This window comes from Kocuria arenosa (assembly GCF_042879215.1).
Taxonomy (GTDB): Bacteria; Actinomycetota; Actinomycetes; order Actinomycetales; family Micrococcaceae; genus Kocuria; species Kocuria arenosa.
Genome location: NZ_JBHZTA010000002.1, coordinates 172,711 through 190,973, shown reverse-complemented (window position 1 = coordinate 190,973; position 18,263 = coordinate 172,711). Strand labels below are relative to the sequence as shown.

At 73.9% G+C, this 18,263-nt stretch carries 14 protein-coding genes and 1 pseudogene; 7 read left to right on the top strand and 8 right to left on the bottom strand.

Going from position 1 to position 18,263, the window contains the following annotated elements; translation table 11 throughout:
• Positions 1 to 142: 142 nt before the first annotated feature.
• From rpsD to ACFYE3_RS04260, 4 genes are all read right to left on the bottom strand, one after another.
• Entirely contained in the window at positions 143 to 775 is a 633-nt protein-coding gene (gene rpsD, locus ACFYE3_RS04275; protein WP_017832285.1) for a 30S ribosomal protein S4, read from the bottom strand.
• A 359-nt stretch (positions 776 to 1,134) separates the two neighbouring features.
• A complete protein-coding gene (gene glpK, locus ACFYE3_RS04270) occupies positions 1,135 to 2,658 on the bottom strand; it encodes a glycerol kinase GlpK (protein ID WP_387606349.1) in 1,524 nt (507 codons plus the stop codon).
• A 59-nt stretch (positions 2,659 to 2,717) separates the two neighbouring features.
• Complete coding sequence (locus ACFYE3_RS04265; RefSeq protein ID WP_387606346.1) at positions 2,718 to 3,500, bottom strand: MIP/aquaporin family protein; 783 nt, start codon at positions 3,498 to 3,500, stop codon at positions 2,718 to 2,720.
• Between the two features lie 126 nt (positions 3,501 to 3,626).
• Positions 3,627 to 5,375, bottom strand: a complete 1,749-nt coding sequence (locus tag ACFYE3_RS04260; RefSeq protein WP_387606343.1) for a glycerol-3-phosphate dehydrogenase/oxidase — start codon at positions 5,373 to 5,375, stop codon at positions 3,627 to 3,629.
• 108 nt (positions 5,376 to 5,483) lie between these two features.
• Here ACFYE3_RS04260 and ACFYE3_RS04255 point away from each other — a divergent pair, with 108 nt between their 5' ends.
• Positions 5,484 to 6,452 carry a sugar-binding transcriptional regulator gene (locus ACFYE3_RS04255; protein ID WP_387606989.1) on the top strand — a complete coding sequence of 323 codons (969 nt, stop codon included), beginning with the start codon at positions 5,484 to 5,486 and terminating at the stop codon, positions 6,450 to 6,452.
• Between the two features lie 9 nt (positions 6,453 to 6,461).
• Here ACFYE3_RS04255 and ACFYE3_RS04250 read toward each other — a convergent pair whose 3' ends face one another.
• Positions 6,462 to 7,940, bottom strand: coding sequence for a replication-associated recombination protein A (locus ACFYE3_RS04250; RefSeq protein ID WP_387606340.1), 1,479 nt, complete (start codon positions 7,938 to 7,940; stop codon positions 6,462 to 6,464).
• A gap of 199 nt (positions 7,941 to 8,139) precedes the next feature.
• Between ACFYE3_RS04250 and ACFYE3_RS04245 the strand changes: the two genes are divergently transcribed.
• On the top strand, positions 8,140 to 9,444 hold the full coding sequence (locus tag ACFYE3_RS04245) for a cation:proton antiporter (RefSeq protein ID WP_387606338.1): 1,305 nt from the start codon (positions 8,140 to 8,142) through the stop codon (positions 9,442 to 9,444).
• Positions 9,445 to 9,477: 33 nt separating this feature from the next.
• Here ACFYE3_RS04245 and dtd read toward each other — a convergent pair.
• Positions 9,478 to 9,930: pseudogene (gene dtd, locus ACFYE3_RS04240) on the bottom strand (D-aminoacyl-tRNA deacylase).
• Between the two features lie 56 nt (positions 9,931 to 9,986).
• Here dtd and ACFYE3_RS04235 point away from each other — a divergent pair.
• Positions 9,987 to 10,586: a hypothetical protein gene (locus ACFYE3_RS04235; protein ID WP_387606335.1), complete on the top strand. Its 600-nt coding sequence runs from the start codon at positions 9,987 to 9,989 to the stop codon at positions 10,584 to 10,586.
• A gap of 98 nt (positions 10,587 to 10,684) precedes the next feature.
• On the opposite strand, the gene ACFYE3_RS04230 is transcribed toward ACFYE3_RS04235, so the two are convergent.
• Positions 10,685 to 11,311: a maleylpyruvate isomerase N-terminal domain-containing protein gene (locus ACFYE3_RS04230; RefSeq protein ID WP_387606332.1), complete on the bottom strand. Its 627-nt coding sequence runs from the start codon at positions 11,309 to 11,311 to the stop codon at positions 10,685 to 10,687.
• A 431-nt stretch (positions 11,312 to 11,742) separates the two neighbouring features.
• On the opposite strand from ACFYE3_RS04230, the gene ACFYE3_RS04225 reads away from it, so the two are divergent.
• The 3 genes from ACFYE3_RS04225 to ACFYE3_RS04215 are packed head-to-tail and all read left to right on the top strand — an operon-like array spanning position 11,743 to position 14,674.
• On the top strand, positions 11,743 to 12,144 hold the full coding sequence (locus ACFYE3_RS04225; RefSeq protein WP_387606329.1) for a hypothetical protein: 402 nt from the start codon (positions 11,743 to 11,745) through the stop codon (positions 12,142 to 12,144).
• Positions 12,144 to 13,382, top strand: a complete 1,239-nt coding sequence (locus ACFYE3_RS04220) for a glutathionylspermidine synthase family protein (protein WP_387606327.1) — start codon at positions 12,144 to 12,146, stop codon at positions 13,380 to 13,382. The genes ACFYE3_RS04225 and ACFYE3_RS04220 overlap by 1 nt, the downstream gene beginning before the upstream one ends.
• Positions 13,379 to 14,674: an APC family permease gene (locus ACFYE3_RS04215; protein ID WP_387606324.1), complete on the top strand. Its 1,296-nt coding sequence runs from the start codon at positions 13,379 to 13,381 to the stop codon at positions 14,672 to 14,674. Before ACFYE3_RS04220 ends, ACFYE3_RS04215 begins: the two co-directional genes overlap by 4 nt.
• A 110-nt stretch (positions 14,675 to 14,784) precedes the next feature.
• Here ACFYE3_RS04215 and aspS read toward each other — a convergent pair whose 3' ends face one another.
• Positions 14,785 to 16,623 (bottom strand): aspartate--tRNA ligase, encoded by a 1,839-nt coding sequence (gene aspS, locus ACFYE3_RS04210; protein WP_387606322.1) that lies wholly within the window; start codon positions 16,621 to 16,623, stop codon positions 14,785 to 14,787.
• 145 nt (positions 16,624 to 16,768) lie between these two features.
• Here aspS and ACFYE3_RS04205 point away from each other — a divergent pair, with 145 nt between their 5' ends.
• Positions 16,769 to 18,082: an APC family permease gene (locus ACFYE3_RS04205; protein WP_387606320.1), complete on the top strand. Its 1,314-nt coding sequence runs from the start codon at positions 16,769 to 16,771 to the stop codon at positions 18,080 to 18,082.
• Positions 18,083 to 18,263 lie beyond the last annotated feature (181 nt).

Below are 18,263 nucleotides of genomic sequence, written 5' to 3'. Positions count from 1 at the left end.
GTCCGCGCGGGCGGGGACGGGCACCGGCGCGGTGCCCGGGGATCAACTGTACCGAACGGGAGAGCCCGCGGCGCAGGCGCCGCGGGCTCTCCGCAGGGAAGGCCCTGCCGCCGGGGTGTCCCGGCGGCAGGAGCCCGCAGGATCAGGCCATGCGGGCGTAGTACTCCACCACGAGCTGCTCCTCGCAGGTCACGGGGACCTCGGCGCGCTTGGGCTTGCGCACCAGCTTGGCCTGCAGCTTCTCGATCTGCACGTCGAGGTAGCCCGGGGTGTCGGGCAGCACGGCCTGGTGCGCGCCGGCGGCGGCGACCTGGAAGGGCACCATCTTCTCCGACTTGGCGTGCACGTGGATCAGCTGACCCTCCTTGACCTGGTAGGAGGGACGGTCCACCCGCTCGCCGTCCACCAGGATGTGGCGGTGCACGACCATCTGGCGGGCCTGGGCCATGGTCCGGGCGAAGCCGGAGCGCAGGACCAGGGCGTCCAGGCGGGACTCCAGCAGGGCGACCAGGTTCTCACCGGTCTGACCCTCCTGGCGCTTGGCCTCGACGTAGGCGATGTGCATCTGCTTCTCGCGGATGTTGTACTGCGCCCGGAGACGCTGCTTCTCGCGCAGACGGACGGCGTAGTCCGAGTCGGCCTTCCGGCGGGCACGGCCGTGCTCACCGGGGCCGTAGGGACGGCGCTCGAAGTACTTCTCGGCCTTCGGGGTCAGGGCGATCCCGAGGGCACGGGACTTGCGCACCTGGCGGCGCGCACGCGTGTTGTTAGCCACGTTTACCTTTCACAATGCGGTGCTCTCCCCCGTCCGGAGTCCGGTGCGGGGGAAGCGTGTTCTGTTCGGTCCGGCCTCCGAGGACGGGATCGGTCCCGCCGGAGAGGTGAGGATCAGCCGCAATCCTCCTGTCCTGCAAGCGCCGTGGCCGCGCGCCGTGCACCGTGGTTGAGGCGGTGCGCCGGGCGTGCGGGAGCACGGGCCTTGCCGGCCGACGTCCCACTATAGCGTGTGCGGGGGCGTGGCGCGCCCCGCGCCCTCGCCGTGCGGGCCGGCCCCCGCCCCGGTCCCGGCGCGCCGGAGCGCCGCCCGGGAATCCCGGACGGCGCTCCGGCGGCGAGCCCTCGGGGAGGACGCGGTCAGTCGACGTCCTCGTCCACCCAGTCGAAGGTCTTGGTGACGGCCTTCTGCCAGTTGCGGAACAGCCGGCCGCGCTCGGCGTCCTCCATCTGCGGCTCCCAGCGCTTGTTCTCGGCCCAGTTCGCGGTGACCTCCTCCGTCCCGGACCAGAAGCCGACGGCGATGCCCGCGGCGTAGGCGGCGCCGAGGGCCGTGGTCTCGGTGACCTCCGGGCGGATCACGGGCACCCCGAGCTGGTCCGCCTGGAACTGCATGAGCAGCTCGTTGGCGGTCATCCCGCCGTCCACCTTGAGCTCGGTGATGTCCACCCCGGCGTCGGCGTTCATCGCCTCGACCACCTCGCGGGACTGGTAGGCCGTGGCCTCCAGGGCGGCCCGGGCGATGTGGCCCTTGTTGACGTAGCGGGTCAGGCCCACCAGGGCGCCGCGGGCGTCCGAGCGCCAGTACGGGGCGAACAGGCCGCTGAAGGCCGGGACGAAGTAGGCGCCACCGTTGTCCTCGACCGACGCGGCCAGGGACTCGACCTGCGGCGCGGAGGAGATGATGCCCAGGTTGTCGCGCAGCCACTGCACCAGGGACCCGGTCACGGCGATGGAGCCCTCCAGGGCGTAGACGGCGTCCTGGTCGCCGATCTTGTAGCACACGGTGCTCAGCAGCCCGTTCTCCGAGTGCACCACCTCGGTGCCCACGTTCATCAGCACGAAGCTGCCCGTGCCGTAGGTGTTCTTCCCCATGCCCTTCTCGAAGCACGCCTGCCCGAACATCGCGGCCTGCTGGTCGCCCAGGATGCCGGCGATCGGCACGTCCTTGAGGAAGCCGCGGGTGCGGCCCCGGCCGTAGACCTCGGAGGAGGAGCGGATCTCGGGGAGCATCGACGTGGGGATGCCCATGTCGGCGCAGATCTCCTCGTTCCAGTCGAGGGTCGCCAGGTTCATCAGCATGGTGCGCGAGGCGTTGGTGACGTCGGTGACGTGCACCCCTCCGTCCACGCCGCCCGTCATGTTCCACACCAGCCAGGAGTCGGTGTTGCCCATGAGCAGGTCCCCGCGCTCGGCCCGCTCCCGGGCGCCGTCCACGTTGTCGAGGATCCACTTGACCTTCGGGCCCGAGAAGTAGCTGGCCAGGGGCAGGCCCACCCGGTCCTTGTACCGGTCCGGGCCGGCCTCCCCGCCGAGCTCCTCGGCGATCTTCTGGGTGCGGGTGTCCTGCCAGACGATGGCGTTGTAGACGGGCTCTCCGGTGGTGCGGTCCCAGACCACGGTGGTCTCGCGCTGGTTGGTGATGCCCACGGCGGCCAGGTCCCGGGCGTTGATCTCGGCGGAGGCCTCGGCGTCCGCGACGACCTTGCGGACGTTGCGCCAGATCTCCATCGCGTCGTGCTCCACCCAGCCCGCGCGCGGGAAGATCTGCTCGTGCTCGAGCTGCCCGGTGCTGACGATCGAGCCCCCGTGGTCGAAGATGATCGCCCGGGTGCTGGTGGTGCCCTGGTCGATGGCCATGACGTACTTGGTGTCGGTGCTCATGGGTGGTACCTCACTTCGTGGTGGTGTCGTGGACGGGTCGGTCGGTGGTGGTGCGGGCGTCAGGCGGGAACGTTGGCGTACAGCTGGAAGAAGCCGCCGGCGAGCACGGCGCCGATGAGCGGGCCCACGACCGGGACCCAGGCGTAGGCCCAGTCGCTGGAGCCCTTCCCGCGGATGGGCAGGACGGCGTGGGCGATGCGCGGACCGAGGTCACGGGCGGGGTTGATGGCGTAGCCCGTGGGCCCGCCGAGGCTCGCGCCGATGCCGACCACGAGCAGCGCCACGGCCAGCGGCCCGATCTCCGAGGGCGTGTTGCCGAAGAGCAGGATCACGATGACGAGGACGAACGTGCCGATCACCTCGGTGACCACGTTCCAGCCGTAGGAGCGCACGGCGGGGCCGGTGGAGAACACGGCGAGCTTGGTCTCCGCGTCGACGTCCTCGTCGAAGTGCTTCTTGTAGGCGAGGAAGGCGAGCACGGCGCCCAGGAAGGCACCCACCAGCTCTCCGGCGAAGTAGACGAGCGTGCTGACGAGGCCGACCGCCACACCGGGGGCGTACTCCTCGGCGCCGCTGGCCCACAGGCCCACGGTCACGGCGGGGTTGATGTGCGCGCCCGACTGCCAGGCGACGTAGACACCGGCGAACACCGCCAGGCCCCACCCGAAGTTGATCATCAGGAACCCGCCGCCGAGTCCCTTGGTCCTCGGCAGCACGGCGTTGGCGACCACGCCGGCGCCGAGCAGGATCAGCATCGCGGTGCCCGCGACCTCGGACCAGAAGACGGTGGACAGGGAGATGGGCACGGTAGGCGCGACGGCCTGGACCACAACGTTCGACATCGACAGCACTGCGACTCCTCAGGTGGTGCGGACTGGACGGACCGGCCGTCCGTCGGGGACGGCCGGTGGGGGGTGGGTCGGTGGGGGGGTCGGTGGAGGTTCGGCGGGACGGGGACCGGGAGGCGCTCAGGCGTCGGAGGGGCGCACGAGCTCCAGGACGTCGGGGGCGGCGGCCCGTGCGGCGGCCGCCGCGGTGTCGTCGGAGGTCCCGGCGGCCGCGTCCTCCGCCGCGCAGCGGAGCCGGTAGGCCTCGACCTCGGCCCCGCGCCGCTGCTCGTCCCAGCCGAGGGCCTCGGCCGCGAGGTCCGCGACCTCCTCGACCGCGTCGAGGCCGTGGCGGGCCTGCTCCCAGGTGAGCCGGGTGCGGGTGTCGTAGAGGTCCTCGAGGTGCAGCGCACCCTCGTGGGTGCACGCGTGCACGATCTCCGCCCTCAGGTAGGCCGGGGCGCCCTCCAGCGGGCGGCCCAGGTCGGGGCGGTCCTCCACGAGCTCGGCGATCTCGGTGATCGCCGACCCGTAGCGGCCGAGCAGGTGCTTCACCCGCTCCTCGTTCCAGTCGTACCGGGCGCCCAGGGTGCCGGCCTGGCGGCTCAGCGCGAGGTAGCCCTCGGCGCCCAGCAGCGGCGTGCGGTCCGTGACCGAGGGCACGGCCTTGGCCCGCTCCTCGCCCAGGGCGAGGTCCACGGCGTCCTCGGCCATCACCCGATAGGTGGTGAGCTTGCCGCCGGCGATCGTGATCAGCCCGGGGGCCACCTCGGTCACGGTGTGCTCCCGGGAGATCTTCGTGGACTGCGCGTCCCCGCCGCCCTTCTTCGTCCCCGGCTGCAGCAGCGGACGCAGCCCGGCGTACGTGCCGATGACGTCCTCGCGGGTGAGCGGCCGGTCCAGGACCACGTTGGCGTGGTCGATGACGTAGTCGATGTCCTCGGCCGTGGCCACCGGGTTCACCAGGTCCTGGTGGTAGGGGGTGTCGGTGGTGCCGATGATCCAGTACCGCGCCCACGGGATGATGAACAGCACGGACTTCTCGGTCTGCAGGATGAGCCCCTTCTCGCCGCGGATCCGATCGCGGGGCACGATGATGTGGATGCCCTTGGAGGCCAGCACCTTCAGCCCGCCCTCGGCGTGCGCCAGGTCCTGCGTCTGCTCGGTCCACACCCCGGTGGCGGCGATGACCGTCTTCGCCCGGACCGTGTGCTCCGCCCCCGTCTCGAGGTCCTGGACGGTGGCCCCCACGACGCGACCGGTCTCGTCCGTCGGGAAGGCGACCGCCCTGGTCCGGTTGGCGGCGAGCGCGCCGTAGCGCACGGCGGTCCGCACGATGGTCACGACGAGGCGGGCGTCGTCGACCTGGCCGTCCCAGTACTGGACGGCGCCGACCATGGAGCCGGGCTTCACGTCGGGGAAGACCCGCTGGACGCCCTTGAAGCCGTAGTGCCGCTGGTAGGGCAGGGTCGCGACCTTGGCGCCGAGGTGGGCCAGGGCGTCGTAGAGGCCGATCCCGGCGGTGACGTAGGGCCGCTCCCAGAAGCGGTGGGTCAGCGGGTAGAGGAAGGGCACGGGCTTGACGAGGTGGGGGGCGAGGAAGTCCAGCAGCAGCTCGCGCTCCCGCAGGGCCTCGGAGACCAGCTTGAAGTCGAGCTGCTGGAGGTAGCGCAGTCCGCCGTGGACGAGCTTGGAGGACCACTGGGAGGTGCCGCCGGCCCAGTCCTGGGCCTCGACGATGCCGGTGCGCAGGCCCCGGGTGACGGCGTCGAGGGCGATGCCGGCCCCGGTGATGCCTCCGCCGACCACGAGGACGTCGAGCTCGGGGCCGCCGGATAACTCGGCGAGCGCCCGGTCCCGTTCGGTGCTGGAGAGTGCTGGGTGGGCCATGGTGGGGAACTCCTCGGGAGGGTGGGTTTCGGGCCGGTAACGTGCTCTGCATCACACTCTGTCGCGGATTGCACCTATGCTCAAAGCAAATGAACGGACGTGCAGGACATGGAGGGCAACATGCACGGTGATGCCGAGCTCCACCACGCGGCGGAGCTGTACTACGTGCAGGGCATGACGATGGAGGCGGTGGCGGACCGCTTCGGCGTGTCCCGCCCCACGGTCTCGCGGATGCTGCAGGCCGCCCGGGAGCGGGGCATCGTGCGCATCAGCCTCGCCGCTCCCCCGGACGCGGGACACGACCTGTCCCGCCGGCTGCGGGAGGCCTTCGGGGTAACGGTGCACGTGGCGGGCACGCCGCGCACGGCCACGGAGCCGCAGCGGCTGGAGTCCGTGGCCCGGGCCGCGGCGGGGCTGCTGGGCGACTGGTTCGGGGACGGGATGACCCTGGCGGTCGCCTGGGGCATCACGACCTCGGCGATCGGGAGCCACCTGCAGCCGAAGGCCACGCGGGACGCCGTCGTGGTGCAGATGAACGGGGCGGTCAGTGCCCGCTCCACGGGGGCGGCGCAGTCCTCGGCCCTGCTCGGGCAGATGTCGGCGGCCTTCGGGGCCGCCCTGCTGCCCTTCCCCACCCCGGCGTTCTTCGACCAGGAGGAGACGCGGCGGCTGATGTGGCAGGAGTCCTCGGTGCGCCGGGTGCTGGCGGTGCGCAACGCGGCGGACCTGGCGGTGTTCAGCGTGGGGGCCTTCCGCGGGCCGATGATCTCCCAGGTGTACAGCAGCGGCTACCTGCCGGAGGACGCGCTCCGGGAGCTGTCCGCGCACCGCGTGGTCGGCGACGTGTGCACGGTCTTCCTGCGGGAGGACGGGACCTACGCCGACATCGACTACAACCGGCGGGCGAGCGGGCCGACGCCCATGGAGCTGCGGCGGATCCCGCGCCGGCTGTGCGTGGTGGCGGGGGACCACAAGGTGCCGGGCGTGGTGGGCGCCCTGCGGGCGGGGGTGGTCACGGACCTGCTGATCGACGAGCGCACGGCCTCGTCGGTGGTGCGGCACCTGTTCGGCCGCTGAGCACGGCGGTCACCGGCCCCGGACGATGCCCCGCAGGATCTCGAGCCGGTGGGCGATCTCCCGCTCGCGGCCGTGCTCGGTGGGCCGGTAGTAGTCGGTGCCGACGAGCTCGTCGGGCGGGTACTGCTGGACGGCCACGCCGTTGGCCTCGTCGTGGGAGTAGACGTAGCCCCGGCCGTGGCCGAGCTGGCCCGCCCCGGGGTAGTGGGCGTCGCGCAGGTGGAGCGGGACGGGACCGGCCCGGCCCGCGCGGACGTCGGCGATCGCCTCGTTGATCGCGGTGTAGGCGGCGTTGGACTTCGGGGCGGTCGCCAGGTGCGCCACGGCCTGGGCCAGCGGGATCCGCCCCTCGGGCATGCCGATGAGCTGGACGGCGTCGGCGGCCGCCACCGCGGTCTGCAGGGCGGTCGGGTCGGCGGTGCCGATGTCCTCGGAGGCGGAGATGATGAGCCGGCGGGCGATGAACCGCGGGTCCTCCCCCGCCTCGATCATCCGGGCGAGGTAGTGCATCGCGGCGTCCACGTCCGAGCCGCGGATCGACTTGATGAACGCGCTGACCACGTCGTAGTGCTGGTCGCCGTTCTTGTCGTAGCGCACCGCCGCCCGGTCGAGGGCCTCCTCGGCGTGCTCCCGGGTGACCACCGGGACCGGCCGCCCGAGAGCCCCGTCGTCGTCCTCGGCGTCGTCCGCGTCGTCCTGGTGGTCCTCGCCGTGGGGCACCGGCTGCTCCGAGAACGCGACCCCGGCGGCGGCCTCGAGGGAGGTCAGGGCCTTGCGGGCGTCCCCGCCGCACAGGTCCAGGAGGTGCTCGCGCGCCTCCGGGGAGAGCGCCACCTCGCCGTTGAGGCCCCGGGGGTCGACGACGGCGCGGTCCAGCAGCGCCCCGATGTCGGCGCGTTCCAGGGGCTGCAGCGTGAGCAGCAGCGAGCGCGAGAGCAGCGGCGAGATCACCGAGAAGGACGGGTTCTCCGTGGTGGCCGCCACCAGCACCACCCACTGGTTCTCCACCCCCGGCAGCAGCGCGTCCTGCTGGGCCTTGGTGAAGCGGTGGATCTCGTCGAGGAACAGCACCGTGGTGCGCCCGTGCAGGTCCCGGTCCGTGAGCGCCTCGTCCATCACCCTCCGCACGTCCTTGACGCCGGCGGTGATCGCGGAGAGCTCCACGAACTTCCGAGACACGCCCCGGGCGATCACGTGGGCCAGGGTGGTCTTGCCCGTGCCCGGGGGTCCCCACAGGATGATCGACGACGGTCCCGCCGGTCCGCGGTCCGCCCCCGCCAGCACCTGCAGCGGGGAGCCGGGCTTGAGCAGGTGCTGCTGGCCCACGATCTCGCCGAGGCGGCGCGGGCGCATCCGCACCGCGAGGGGTGCCCGGGAGCGGGACCGCCGTGCCCGGCCGGCGGGGCGGGCGCCGCGGTCCTCCTCGTCCCCGGGGGCGCCGGAGCCGGGATCGGGGGCGTCGAGGTCGTCGAAGAGGGAGCCGGTCACCCCCTCAGGCTAGCGGCTGCGCCCGCCGTGGCCTGTCCGTGGGGGGGTCGATGGGCGTACGATCAGCATGCTGATCACGTCGGTGCCACCGGCGGGCGCTCTCCGCTCGGCGGCGGCCACGACGACGGCCATGACGACGACCAGCACGGCGCGGGGTCCACCGGGGACCCCGCCCGGCCGTTCCAGGAATGAGGTACCGGTGTTCGAGGCCCCGAGTCTGCTCTTCGCCGCCGCCGGGCTGGCCGTGTTCGCGGCCGCCCTCCTGCCCCGCCTGCTCGTGCGGGCCCCCGTGTCGATGCCCATGGTGTTCCTGGGCGCCGGGGCGGTGATCTTCTCGCTGGCCGACACCCTGCCCGACCCGGACCCGGTGGCCCACGGCGACGTCACCGTGCACCTGAGCGAGATCTGCGTGATCGTCTCGCTGATGGGCGCCGGACTGGCCCTGGACCGCCCACTGGGGTTCCGGCGGTGGGCGACGACCTGGCGGCTGCTGGGGATCGCCATGCCCCTGAGCCTGCTGGGGGCGGCCCTGCTGGGGTGGTGGGTGCTGGGACTGAGCGCGGCCGGCGCCGTGCTCGTGGCCGCGGCACTCGCGCCCACGGACCCGGTCCTGGCCTCCGAGGTGCAGGTCGGGGAGCCCTCGGAGTCCCAGGAGGACCTCGAGGGCGAGGACGAGGTCCGCTTCGGGCTCACCTCCGAGGCGGGGCTCAACGACGGCCTGGCCTTCCCCTTCGTCTACCTCGCCATCGCCCTGAGCGTCGTGGGCACCGCGCCCGGTGCGTGGCTGCCGCACTTCCTCTCCGTGGACGTGGTCTGGCGGATCGCCGTCGGCTGCCTGTTCGGCGTCCTGGTGGGCCTGCTCCTGCGGCGGCTCTTCTTCCGGTCCCGGCTCGACAGCGTCCGCGGGGCGGCGCAGACCGAGGGGTTCGTGGCCCTCGCGGCCACCTTCCTCACCTACGGTCTGGCCGAGATGGTCGAGGGCTACGGCTTCGTGGCCGTGTTCGTGTGCGCGGTGACCATCCGGGCGGGCGAGCGGGTGCACGGTGCCCACGGCGTGCTGCACAGCTACATCGAGCAGCTCGAGCGGCTGCTCACCGTGGTGGTGCTCGTGCTCCTGGGCGGTGCCGTGGCCCGGGGACTGCTCGCGGGGCTCACCTGGCGGGAGGTCCTCGTCGCCGCGGCCTTCCTGCTGCTGGTGCGCCCCCTCGCCGGGTGGATCAGCCTGATCGGCGGCCGGACGGGCCCGTGGGAGCGCGGCGTGCTCGCCTTCTTCGGCGTGCGCGGCATCGGCTCGATCTACTACCTCGGCTACGCCCTGTCCGAGGGGGAGTTCGCCGCGGAGGACCAGGCCCTGTGGCGCATCGTGGGGCTGGTGATCATCGCCTCGATCGTGCTGCACGGGGTCACCGCAGGGCCCGTCATCACACTGCTCGACCGCGCCCGGGAGCGCAAGGCACGGAAGGAGACGGGCACCGAGGAGGCAGCCCCCCGCACGGCGATCTGAGGCCTGACCCGGGGTCCGCCGGCCGGTCCCGCCTCAGCCCCGGCGGGGCCGCTCCAGCTCGGCGCTGTCCAGGACCAGGGTGAACGGGCCGTCGTTGACGAGCTCCACCTACATCGCGGCCCCGAAGCGGCCGGTCGCCACCCGGGCGCCGAGCTCCCGCAGCGCCTGCACGTAGGCCTCGAACACCGGCTCCGAGACGGGACCGGGCGCAGCCGCCGACCACGAGGGGCGCCGGCCCCGGCGGGCGTCGCCGTAGAGGGTGAACTGGCTGACGGCGAGCACGGGGGCGCCGAGATCGGCGCAGGACCGCTCCCCCGCCAGCAGCCGCAGCGTCCAGGACTTCTCGGCGAGCTTCGCGGCGGTCGCGGCGTCGTCGTCGTGGGTCACGCCCACGAGGGCCACGAGGCCCGGCTCCTCGATCGCCCCCACGACCTCTCCGCCGACGGTCACGGCGGCCCGGGCCACCCTCTGCAGAACGATGCGCATGGGCCCCAGTCCACCACAGGCGCGGGCGGGCCCGGGACCCCCGATAGCCTCGTCCCATGGCAGCCGCGTCCAGCACGTCCCGACCGAGCACCCTGGTGGCCGAGGTGTTCGCACCCGCCCCGCTGGTGCTGTCCCTGCTGGTGCTCGCCGGCTGGTCGGGGGCCGGGTGGTCCGGGGCCCTGTGGGGCCTGGGGACGGCGGTGGTCGTGGCGTCGCTGCCGATGCTCGTGCTGCGGGTGCTGGCCCGGCGCGGGCGCGTGGACGGGCACTTCGTGCGCGCCCGGGCCCAGCGGCTACCGGTCTACGCCGCCACCGGGCTGCTGACGGCACTCGTGGTGGCCGCGGAGCTCGCGCTGGACGCCCCGGTGGTCGTGCCGGTGACCACGGCGTTCGTGCTGCTGGGCATCCTGGTGCTGCTGGTCGTGACGCTCTGGTGGAAGGTCTCCGCCCACGTGGCGATGGCGGCGTGCTGGGCCGTGGGGCTCGGCGTCCTCCTCAGCCCGTGGGCGGCGCTGGCCGCGGCGCCGGTGCCGGTTGCGGTCGCCGTCTCGCGGGTGCGCACCGGGGACCACACCCCGGCGCAGACGGCCGTCGGGGCGCTCGTCGGGGTGCTCATCGGGCTGGGCTACGGTGCCGCCGCCGGCACGGTGCTCTGACCCGGGGACCGGGACCCCGATCCTTCGCACCGGGACGCCACGACCGGACCTCGTGCCACCGGACCTCGGGTGCTCGCAGCGCCGTCGGCCGGGCCGGTTCAGCCCAGGACGGAGAATCCCGGCGGCAGCGGCCGCCGGCCCGTGAGCGCCAGCAGGACCCCGGGCAGGTGCCCGCCCTGGGCGGCGACCTCCAGCACCGTCTGCCCGGCGTCGGCCAGGACGTGCTCCGGGGGCCTCCGGTCCAGCCCGCAGGCGTGCGCCACGTCCAGGCCGTGGACCGCGAGCTCGAACGTGCGGGTGGGCACGTAGGCGCGCAGCCGGGTGCCGCCCACCACGGTGCGGATCAGGGGGTCCTCGTCGAGCGGCACCTGCGCCAGGGCGTCCCGGGCCCGCTCCAGCGACGCCCGGACGGCGGCCGCCGGGTGCCGGCCGAGCTCGCGGCCGGCGGCGACGCCCCGGGCCGCGACCTCACCGGGGTCGGTGGTCGCTGCGGAGAGCGCGTAGTACTGGGCCACGGCGGTGCAGGTCTCGTCCTCGGCAGGAACCGTGAGATAGGTGCCGAGCGTGACGAGCGCGCGGTGGGTGTGCCCCACCAGCGCCCGGACGTCCCAGGCGCCCAGGCCCGGACGCGTCCAGTGGTGCGGCCGGAGCTCCTCGACGAGGTCGGCGAACCAGGCCCCGGCGTCGAGGAGGGCGGTGCGGGCGGCGGCGGGATCACGGCTCATGGGCTCCCCTGAAGGCTGCGGGCCGGGCGGGTCCGACCGGTCGGGCGGGACACGGCCCCGGAGGTGACCGAAGCATACTGCGGGGGTACGGCGGCGGGACCGATGTTGCTCCCGGTTGCGCCCGCACATTCCCCGGCCGGGCCCGGGAGCCGGCGGCGACCGCGGCGCGGGACACGGGCCGGCCCCCGCGGGGCCCGGACGGGGCCGGAACGCCGTACGCTCGGAGGGAACCCGCGCGGCCGCGCCGGTGCGCGCCCGTGCGGGCCGCCCCGGCCCGGCCCGTGCACCTGTGACCCGACCCCTGCACCTCCCTCCTGTTCCACCGCTGTCCCTGTTCCGCCGCTGTCCCGATCCGCCGCTGTCCTGCGCAGTCCCTGTCCCGCTCCCGTCCCGGAAGGCCCAGCATGCCGCCCCGCCCCTCCTCTCGGACCATGGCCGCCGCCTCGATCGGCGCCCTGACGATCGCCCTGACCGGCTGCGGCCAGGAGGCCCAGGACGTGCAGGAGGTGGACTCCGACTACGCCCAGATCTGCGTCCAGGACCCGGACGGGGAGGGCGGCGCCGAGCCCGTCCGGGTGGACGACGACGAGTGCGACGACGACCGCGGGCCACGGGTGGGCGGCTTCTTCCCCATGTGGGTGCTCATGAGCTCCGCGCGCGCGGCGACCGTCCCGGCGGTCGGCACGCCCGTGCCGCGCTCGGCGGGCTACACCACCGGACGCCCGCCGGCGTCGGCCACCGTGGCCCGCGGCCTGCCCCGCGACGGGACGGCCGTGGGCAAGAGCGGCGTCTCGCGCGGCTTCGGCGGCTCGAAGAGCGGCTGGGGCTCCTGATGCGGCGCATCGACGGCCTGGCGCCGCGCCCGGGCTGGGAGCGCACCATCCGCGACGAGGGGCTCACCTACGCCCTCACCGAGCGGCCCGACGGCCGGCGCTTCTCGTACTGGAACGAGACCGCCGCCTACGTCTTCTCCCCCGACGAGGTGGACGAGCTGGAGTCCGTCACGGACGAGCTGCACCGGATGTGCGCCGAGGCCGCCCGGTACCTGGCCACCGGCGCGCTGGGCACCCTGGGCCTGTCGGAGGCGGCCTTCGAGCTGGCCCAGCACTCCCTCCGGCTGCGGGAGCCCTCGATCTACGGCCGTTTCGACCTGGCCTGGGACGGGACGGGCCCGCCGAAGATGCTCGAGCTCAACGGCGACACCCCCACCGGTCTCGTCGAGGGGGCGATCTGCCAGTGGAGCCGCATGGAGGCGCTGTTCCCTGGCCTGGGCGAGGACCACCCGGAGTTCGACCAGCTCAACGGCCTGTGGCCCATGCTCGTGGACCGGTGGCGGCAGCGGCTGCCGTTCTCGGCCACGAAGACCCTGCACGTGGCCTACACCCGGGAGGAGGAGTCCGGGGAGGACGCCGCCAACGCCGCCGTCATCGCGAACACCGCCGTCGAGGCCGGCTACCGGGCCGTCCTGCTGCCGGTCGAGGACGTCCGCTACGACACCCGGTCCCGCGGCTGGGTGCACGCGACCGGGGACGTGGACGACCCCGTGGTGGTGGGCCCGATCGAGGAGATCTTCGCCCTGCACCCGTGGGAGCACATGGTCGACGACGGGCCCGGCGCGTTCGTGCTCGACGACCCCACCCTGATGCACCACTGGTACGAGCCGGCGTGGAAGATGTTCCAGTCCAACAAGCTGCTGCTCGTGGCCCTGTGGCGGTGCTTCCCCGGGCACGAGAACCTGCTGGCCGCCCACCCGGACGGGCCCGGCGACCTGCAGGAGTGGGTGCGCAAGCCCGTGTTCGGCCGCGAGGGGGACGGCATCGAGATGCACGCCCGCGACGTGCGGATCCGCTCGGAGCACCCCCATCCCTCCCCGCTGGACGTGTGGCAGGCCTACACGCCCATCCGGAACTTCCCCGGCTCCGACGGCGCCCCCAACCACCCCGTGATCGGCTCGTGGGTGGTGGGCGAGGCGGGCGCGGCCGGCATCGGGATCCGCGAGTCCGACGGCCCGCTGACCGACTACTACTGCCGGTTCGTGCCCAACGTCATCGACAAGAAGGGTCAGCTGTGACCGCCCACCTCCTCCCCCGGTCGATCTCCACCACGACCTCCGCGGTCATCGGGTCCACCTCGATCGCCCCGCTGTACTCGGCCGTGGTCACCGTCGGGCTGATCCACGCCCTGGTCGGCGCCTGGACCCCCGTGGTGCTGGTCGGCGCCGTGCTCCCCATGGTGGTCGTCTCGATCTGCTTCGCCCGTCTGGACGCGCTCTACGAGGACCAGGGCACGGTCTACCGGTGGGCGCGGGAGGCCTACGGCGCGTTCACCGGGTTCCTGGGCGGCTGGGGGCTGTGGCTCTCGGCGACCCTCGTGCTCGCCTCCCTGGCCTGGGTCACGGCCGACTCCGCCCTGTTCGCCCTCGGGATCGAGGCCGGGCCCTGGACCACCACCGCCGTGGCCGCCCTGCTCATGGCGGCCTTCGCGGCGGTGTCCTCGACGGGGATCAGGATCTCGGCCGCCGTGCAGTGGGCCCTGGCCGTCCTGCAGCTGATCGGGGTGGGCGTGCTGGTGTGGGCCGTGCGCACCGCGCCGGCCCTCCCGCCGGGCACGGGCGCCGGGGACGGGGAGTGGACCGGCTTCTACGGCGCCGCGGAGCTCGCGACCGGCGCCGGGGTCTCGGCCGGGGACGTGGCGGCCGCCCTGCTGCTGGCCCTGTTCCTGTACTGGGGGTGGGACTCCACGTTCTCGCTCACCGAGGAGTCCACCACCCAGCGGGCCCCGCGGGTCTCCGCGTGGATCGCGCTGGGCGTGGTCGCGACCGCCTACGCCGCCATCGGCTGGGCCTACGCCCCGGGGTCCTCGGTGGCCTCCCCGATGCTGGCCGCGCTCGTGGCGGTCTCGGCGGGGGCGTCCATCGGCACCACGATGATCCCCACCTCCCGCGGCCTGATGTCCATGGCCCGCGGCGGGCACCTGCCGCGCCGCTTCCTGTCGCTGTCCTTCGCCACGTGGTCCACCGCCGTGGTGGCCGCCGCCTGGATGGCGTTCTCCGGCCCCCTGTTCGACGACTCGATCGGCATCATCTCGGTGCTCGTGGCCCTCTACTACGGTCTGGCCTGCGCGGCGGTCGCCAAGCTCGGCCGGACCGCCGGCGCGCGGGCGCTCGGCGCGGTGGGCGCCGCGCTCATGGCCGTCGCCCTCGTGCTGACGGGCGCGGAGTACGCGCTGACCGCCTCGTGGGTGTGGGTGGGCCTGCTGCTGGCGCTGCTCGTGGTCCCGCTGTGGTTCCTCCTGGGCCGCGGCCGCGAGCCGCTGCCGGGCGCCCACGAGCGCACCCCGCACCTGGAGAGCCTGCTCGACTGACCTCGCCCGGCCGGAGCTGCCCGGCTGGGCGCGGGCACGCGCGAGGGCCGGGCCCGTCGTCGTCGTCGTGCACGACCCGGACCCGGCCCTCGCGGGGTACCGCTGACGGATCAGGCGTCGACCGGCTTCTTCCCCCGGTCCCCGGACTGCGCCTCGGCGTCGGCCTCGGTGCCGGACGCGGCCCCGGTCCGGGCCTCGGGCTTGGCGTCCACCCCGGCCTCCTTGCGCTGCTGGGGGGTGATCGGCGCCGGCGCGGCGGTCAGCGGGTCGAAGCCGTTGCCGGTCTTCGGGAACGCGATGACCTCGCGGATGGAGTCGGTGCCGGCGAGCAGGGCGACCACGCGGTCCCAGCCGAAGGCGATGCCGCCGTGCGGGGGCGCGCCGTACTTGAAGCCCTCGAGCAGGAACCCGAACTTCTCGTCGGCCTCCTTCCGGCCGATGCCCATGACCTCGAAGACCCGCCGCTGCACGTCCTGCTGGTGGATGCGGATGGAGCCGCCGCCGATCTCGTTGCCGTTGCACACGATGTCGTAGGCGTAGGCCAGCGCGTGCTCGGGGTCCTGGTCGAAGGTGTCCAGGAACTCGGGCTTGGGCGAGGTGAACGCGTGGTGGACGGCGGTCCACTGGCCGGCGCCCACGGCGACGTCGCCGGACTCGACGGCCTCGGCCGCGGACTCGAACAGGGGCGCGTCCACGATCCACACGAACGCCCACGCGTCCTCGTCGATCAGCCCGGTGCGGTGGCCGATCTCCACGCGGGCCGCGCCGAGCAGCGCGCGGGAGGACTTCTTCTCGCCGGCGGCGAAGAAGATGCAGTCCCCGGGCTGCGCGCCGGTCGCGGCGGCGAGGCCCTCGCGCTCGGCCTCGGTGATGTTCTTGGCCACCGGCCCGGTCAGGGCGCCGTCCTCGCCGACGAGCACGTAGGCCAGGCCCTTGGCGCCGCGCTGCTTGGCCCACTCCTGCCAGGCATCCAGGGTGCGGCGGGGCTGGGAGGCCCCGCCCGGCATGACCACGGCGCCCACGTACGGGGCCTTGAACACGCGGAAGGTGGTGTCCTGGAAGTACTCGGTCAGCTCGGTGAGCTCGAGGCCGAAGCGCAGGTCCGGCTTGTCGGAGCCGTACTTGGCCATGGCCTCCGCGTAGGTCATCCGGCGGATGGGGGTGGGGATCTCCACGTCGATGAGCTTCCACAGGGCGGCCACGATGCGCTCGCCGAGGGCGATGACGTCGTCCTGCTCCACGAAGGAGGCCTCGATGTCGAGCTGGGTGAACTCTGGCTGGCGGTCGGCGCGGAAGTCCTCGTCCCGGTAGCAGCGGGCGATCTGGTAGTACTTCTCGATCCCGCCGACCTGCAGCAGCTGCTTGAACAGCTGCGGGGACTGCGGCAAGGCGTACCAGGAGCCCGGGGCCAGGCGGGCCGGGACCACGAAGTCGCGGGCGCCCTCGGGGGTGGAGCGGGTCAGCGTGGGCGTCTCCACCTCGGTGAACCCGTCCTCGTGCAGCATCTCGCGGGCCACCCGGTTGGCGTCGGAGCGCAGGCGCATGATGCGGGCCGGCTCGGGTCGGCGCAGGTCCAGGTAGCGGTGCCGCAGCCGGGCGTCCTCGCCGACCTCCACGTGCTCGTCGATCTGGAAGGGCAGCGCGGCGGCGGTGTTGAGCACGGTCACGGTCTCGGCCATCACCTCGACCTCGCCGGTGGCCAGCGCCGGGTTCTCGTTGCCCTCGGGGCGGCGCTCCACGGTGCCGGAGACCTGCAGGACGAACTCGTTGCGCAGGTGGTGGAAGTCCGCCTCGTCGCGCACCACGATCTGGGCGATCCCGGAGGCGTCGCGCAGGTCCAGGAAGGCCACCCCTCCGTGGTCGCGGCGCCGGCCGACCCAGCCGGCCAGCGTGACGGTCTCTCCGATGTGCTCGGCGCGCAGGGCGCCGAGGTTGTGGGTGCGCAGCACTGAAAAACCCTTCGTTGTTCGGGAGGTGCGGACGGGGCCGCGCGTCTCGCGCGTTGACCCGGTGTTTCCCCGGTGCCCCTACTCTCGTTCCGAGAGACGAGTTTACAGCCCGGTCCTCCGGCACCGGGACGACGACAGGACGCCCATGACCACCTCCCCCGGCCACCCGGCCCTCGCCCGCCGCCTGGGCGCCCTCGACGCGACCGTGATCGGCGTGGGCTCCATGGTCGGGGCGGGGGTGTTCGTGGCCTTCGCCCCGGCCGCGGCGTTCGCCGGCCCGTGGCTGCCGCTCGCCCTGCTGCTGGCCGCGGTGGTCGCGTGGTGCAACGCGACCTCCACCGCCCAGCTGGCCGCCGTCCACCCCGCGTCCGGCGGCACCTACGTCTACGCGAACCGGCAGCTGGGACCGTGGCCCGGGTTCGTGGCCGGCTGGGGCTTCGTGACCGGCAAGACCGCGTCCGCGGCGGCGATGGCGCTGACCTTCGGCCTCTACGCCGCGGAGCTCACGGGGGCCGACGACGCCGGGGCACGGCTGCTCGCCGTGGCCGCCGTCCTCGGTCTCACGGCGGTGAACCTGGGCGGGGTCACCCGCACCGCCCGGCTGACGAAACTGCTGGTCGCCCCGGTGCTCGTGGTCCTGCTGGCCCTGGTGGTCCTGCTGTTCGCGGGCACCGGGCCCGCGGCGGGCGGGACCGGATGGGGCGGGTCCTCCGGGGCGACGGCCGCGGTGTGGGACGGCACCGCCTGGGGTGTGCTGCCGGCGGCGGGCACCCTCTTCTTCGCCTTCGCCGGCTACGCCCGCGTGGCCACGATGGGCGAGGAGGTCCGGGACCCGGCCCGCACCATCCCCCGGGCCGTGCTGGGGGCGCTGGCGTTCACGCTGCTGCTCTACGGGCTGCTCGGCCTCGGGCTGCTGCGCTTCCTCGGCGTCGACCGGCTGGCGGCGTCGGCCGCCCCGCTCCTGACGGTGGTGCGGGAGGCCGGCTGGGCGGCCGGGCCGGCGACCGCCGGCGCCGTCGTCGTCACCGCGGCCACCGCCCTGGCCACGCTGGGGGCGCTGCTGGCGCTGGTCGCCGGGATCTCGCGCACCGCCCTGGCCATGGCCCGCGAGCAGGACCTCCCGGGGCCGCTGGGCGCGGTGTCGCGGGGGCACCGGGTGCCGTGGGCGGCGGAGCTGGCGGTGGCCGGGCTCGTGGTGGCGCTCGTGCTGGTCGGGGACGTGCGCACGGTCATCGCGTTCTCGAGCTTCGGGGTGCTCGTCTACTACGCGCTGGCCAACCTCTCGGCGCTCACGCTGCGGCAGCGGCCGGGGTGGGCGCCGCGGGCGGTCAACGCGCTCGGGCTGGCCGGCTGCCTGGTGCTGGCGTTCACGCTGCCGTGGCAGTCGGTGGTCACCATGCTCGGGGTCTTCGCCGTGGGCCTGGCCGGGCGCGCCGTGGTCCTGGCAAGGCGACGCTGACCCCTGCTCCCCCAGCTCGACCGCCGAGCCCTCACCCCGGGCCGAGCCCCCACCTTCCCGGTCACTCCTACCGCCGAGCCCCCACCCCCCCCATCACCATCCCGGCCGAGCCCCCACAACTGGACGCCGCCCGCGCCGAGTCCCCCACCTCTCGACGCCACCGGCGCCGAGCCCCCACAAC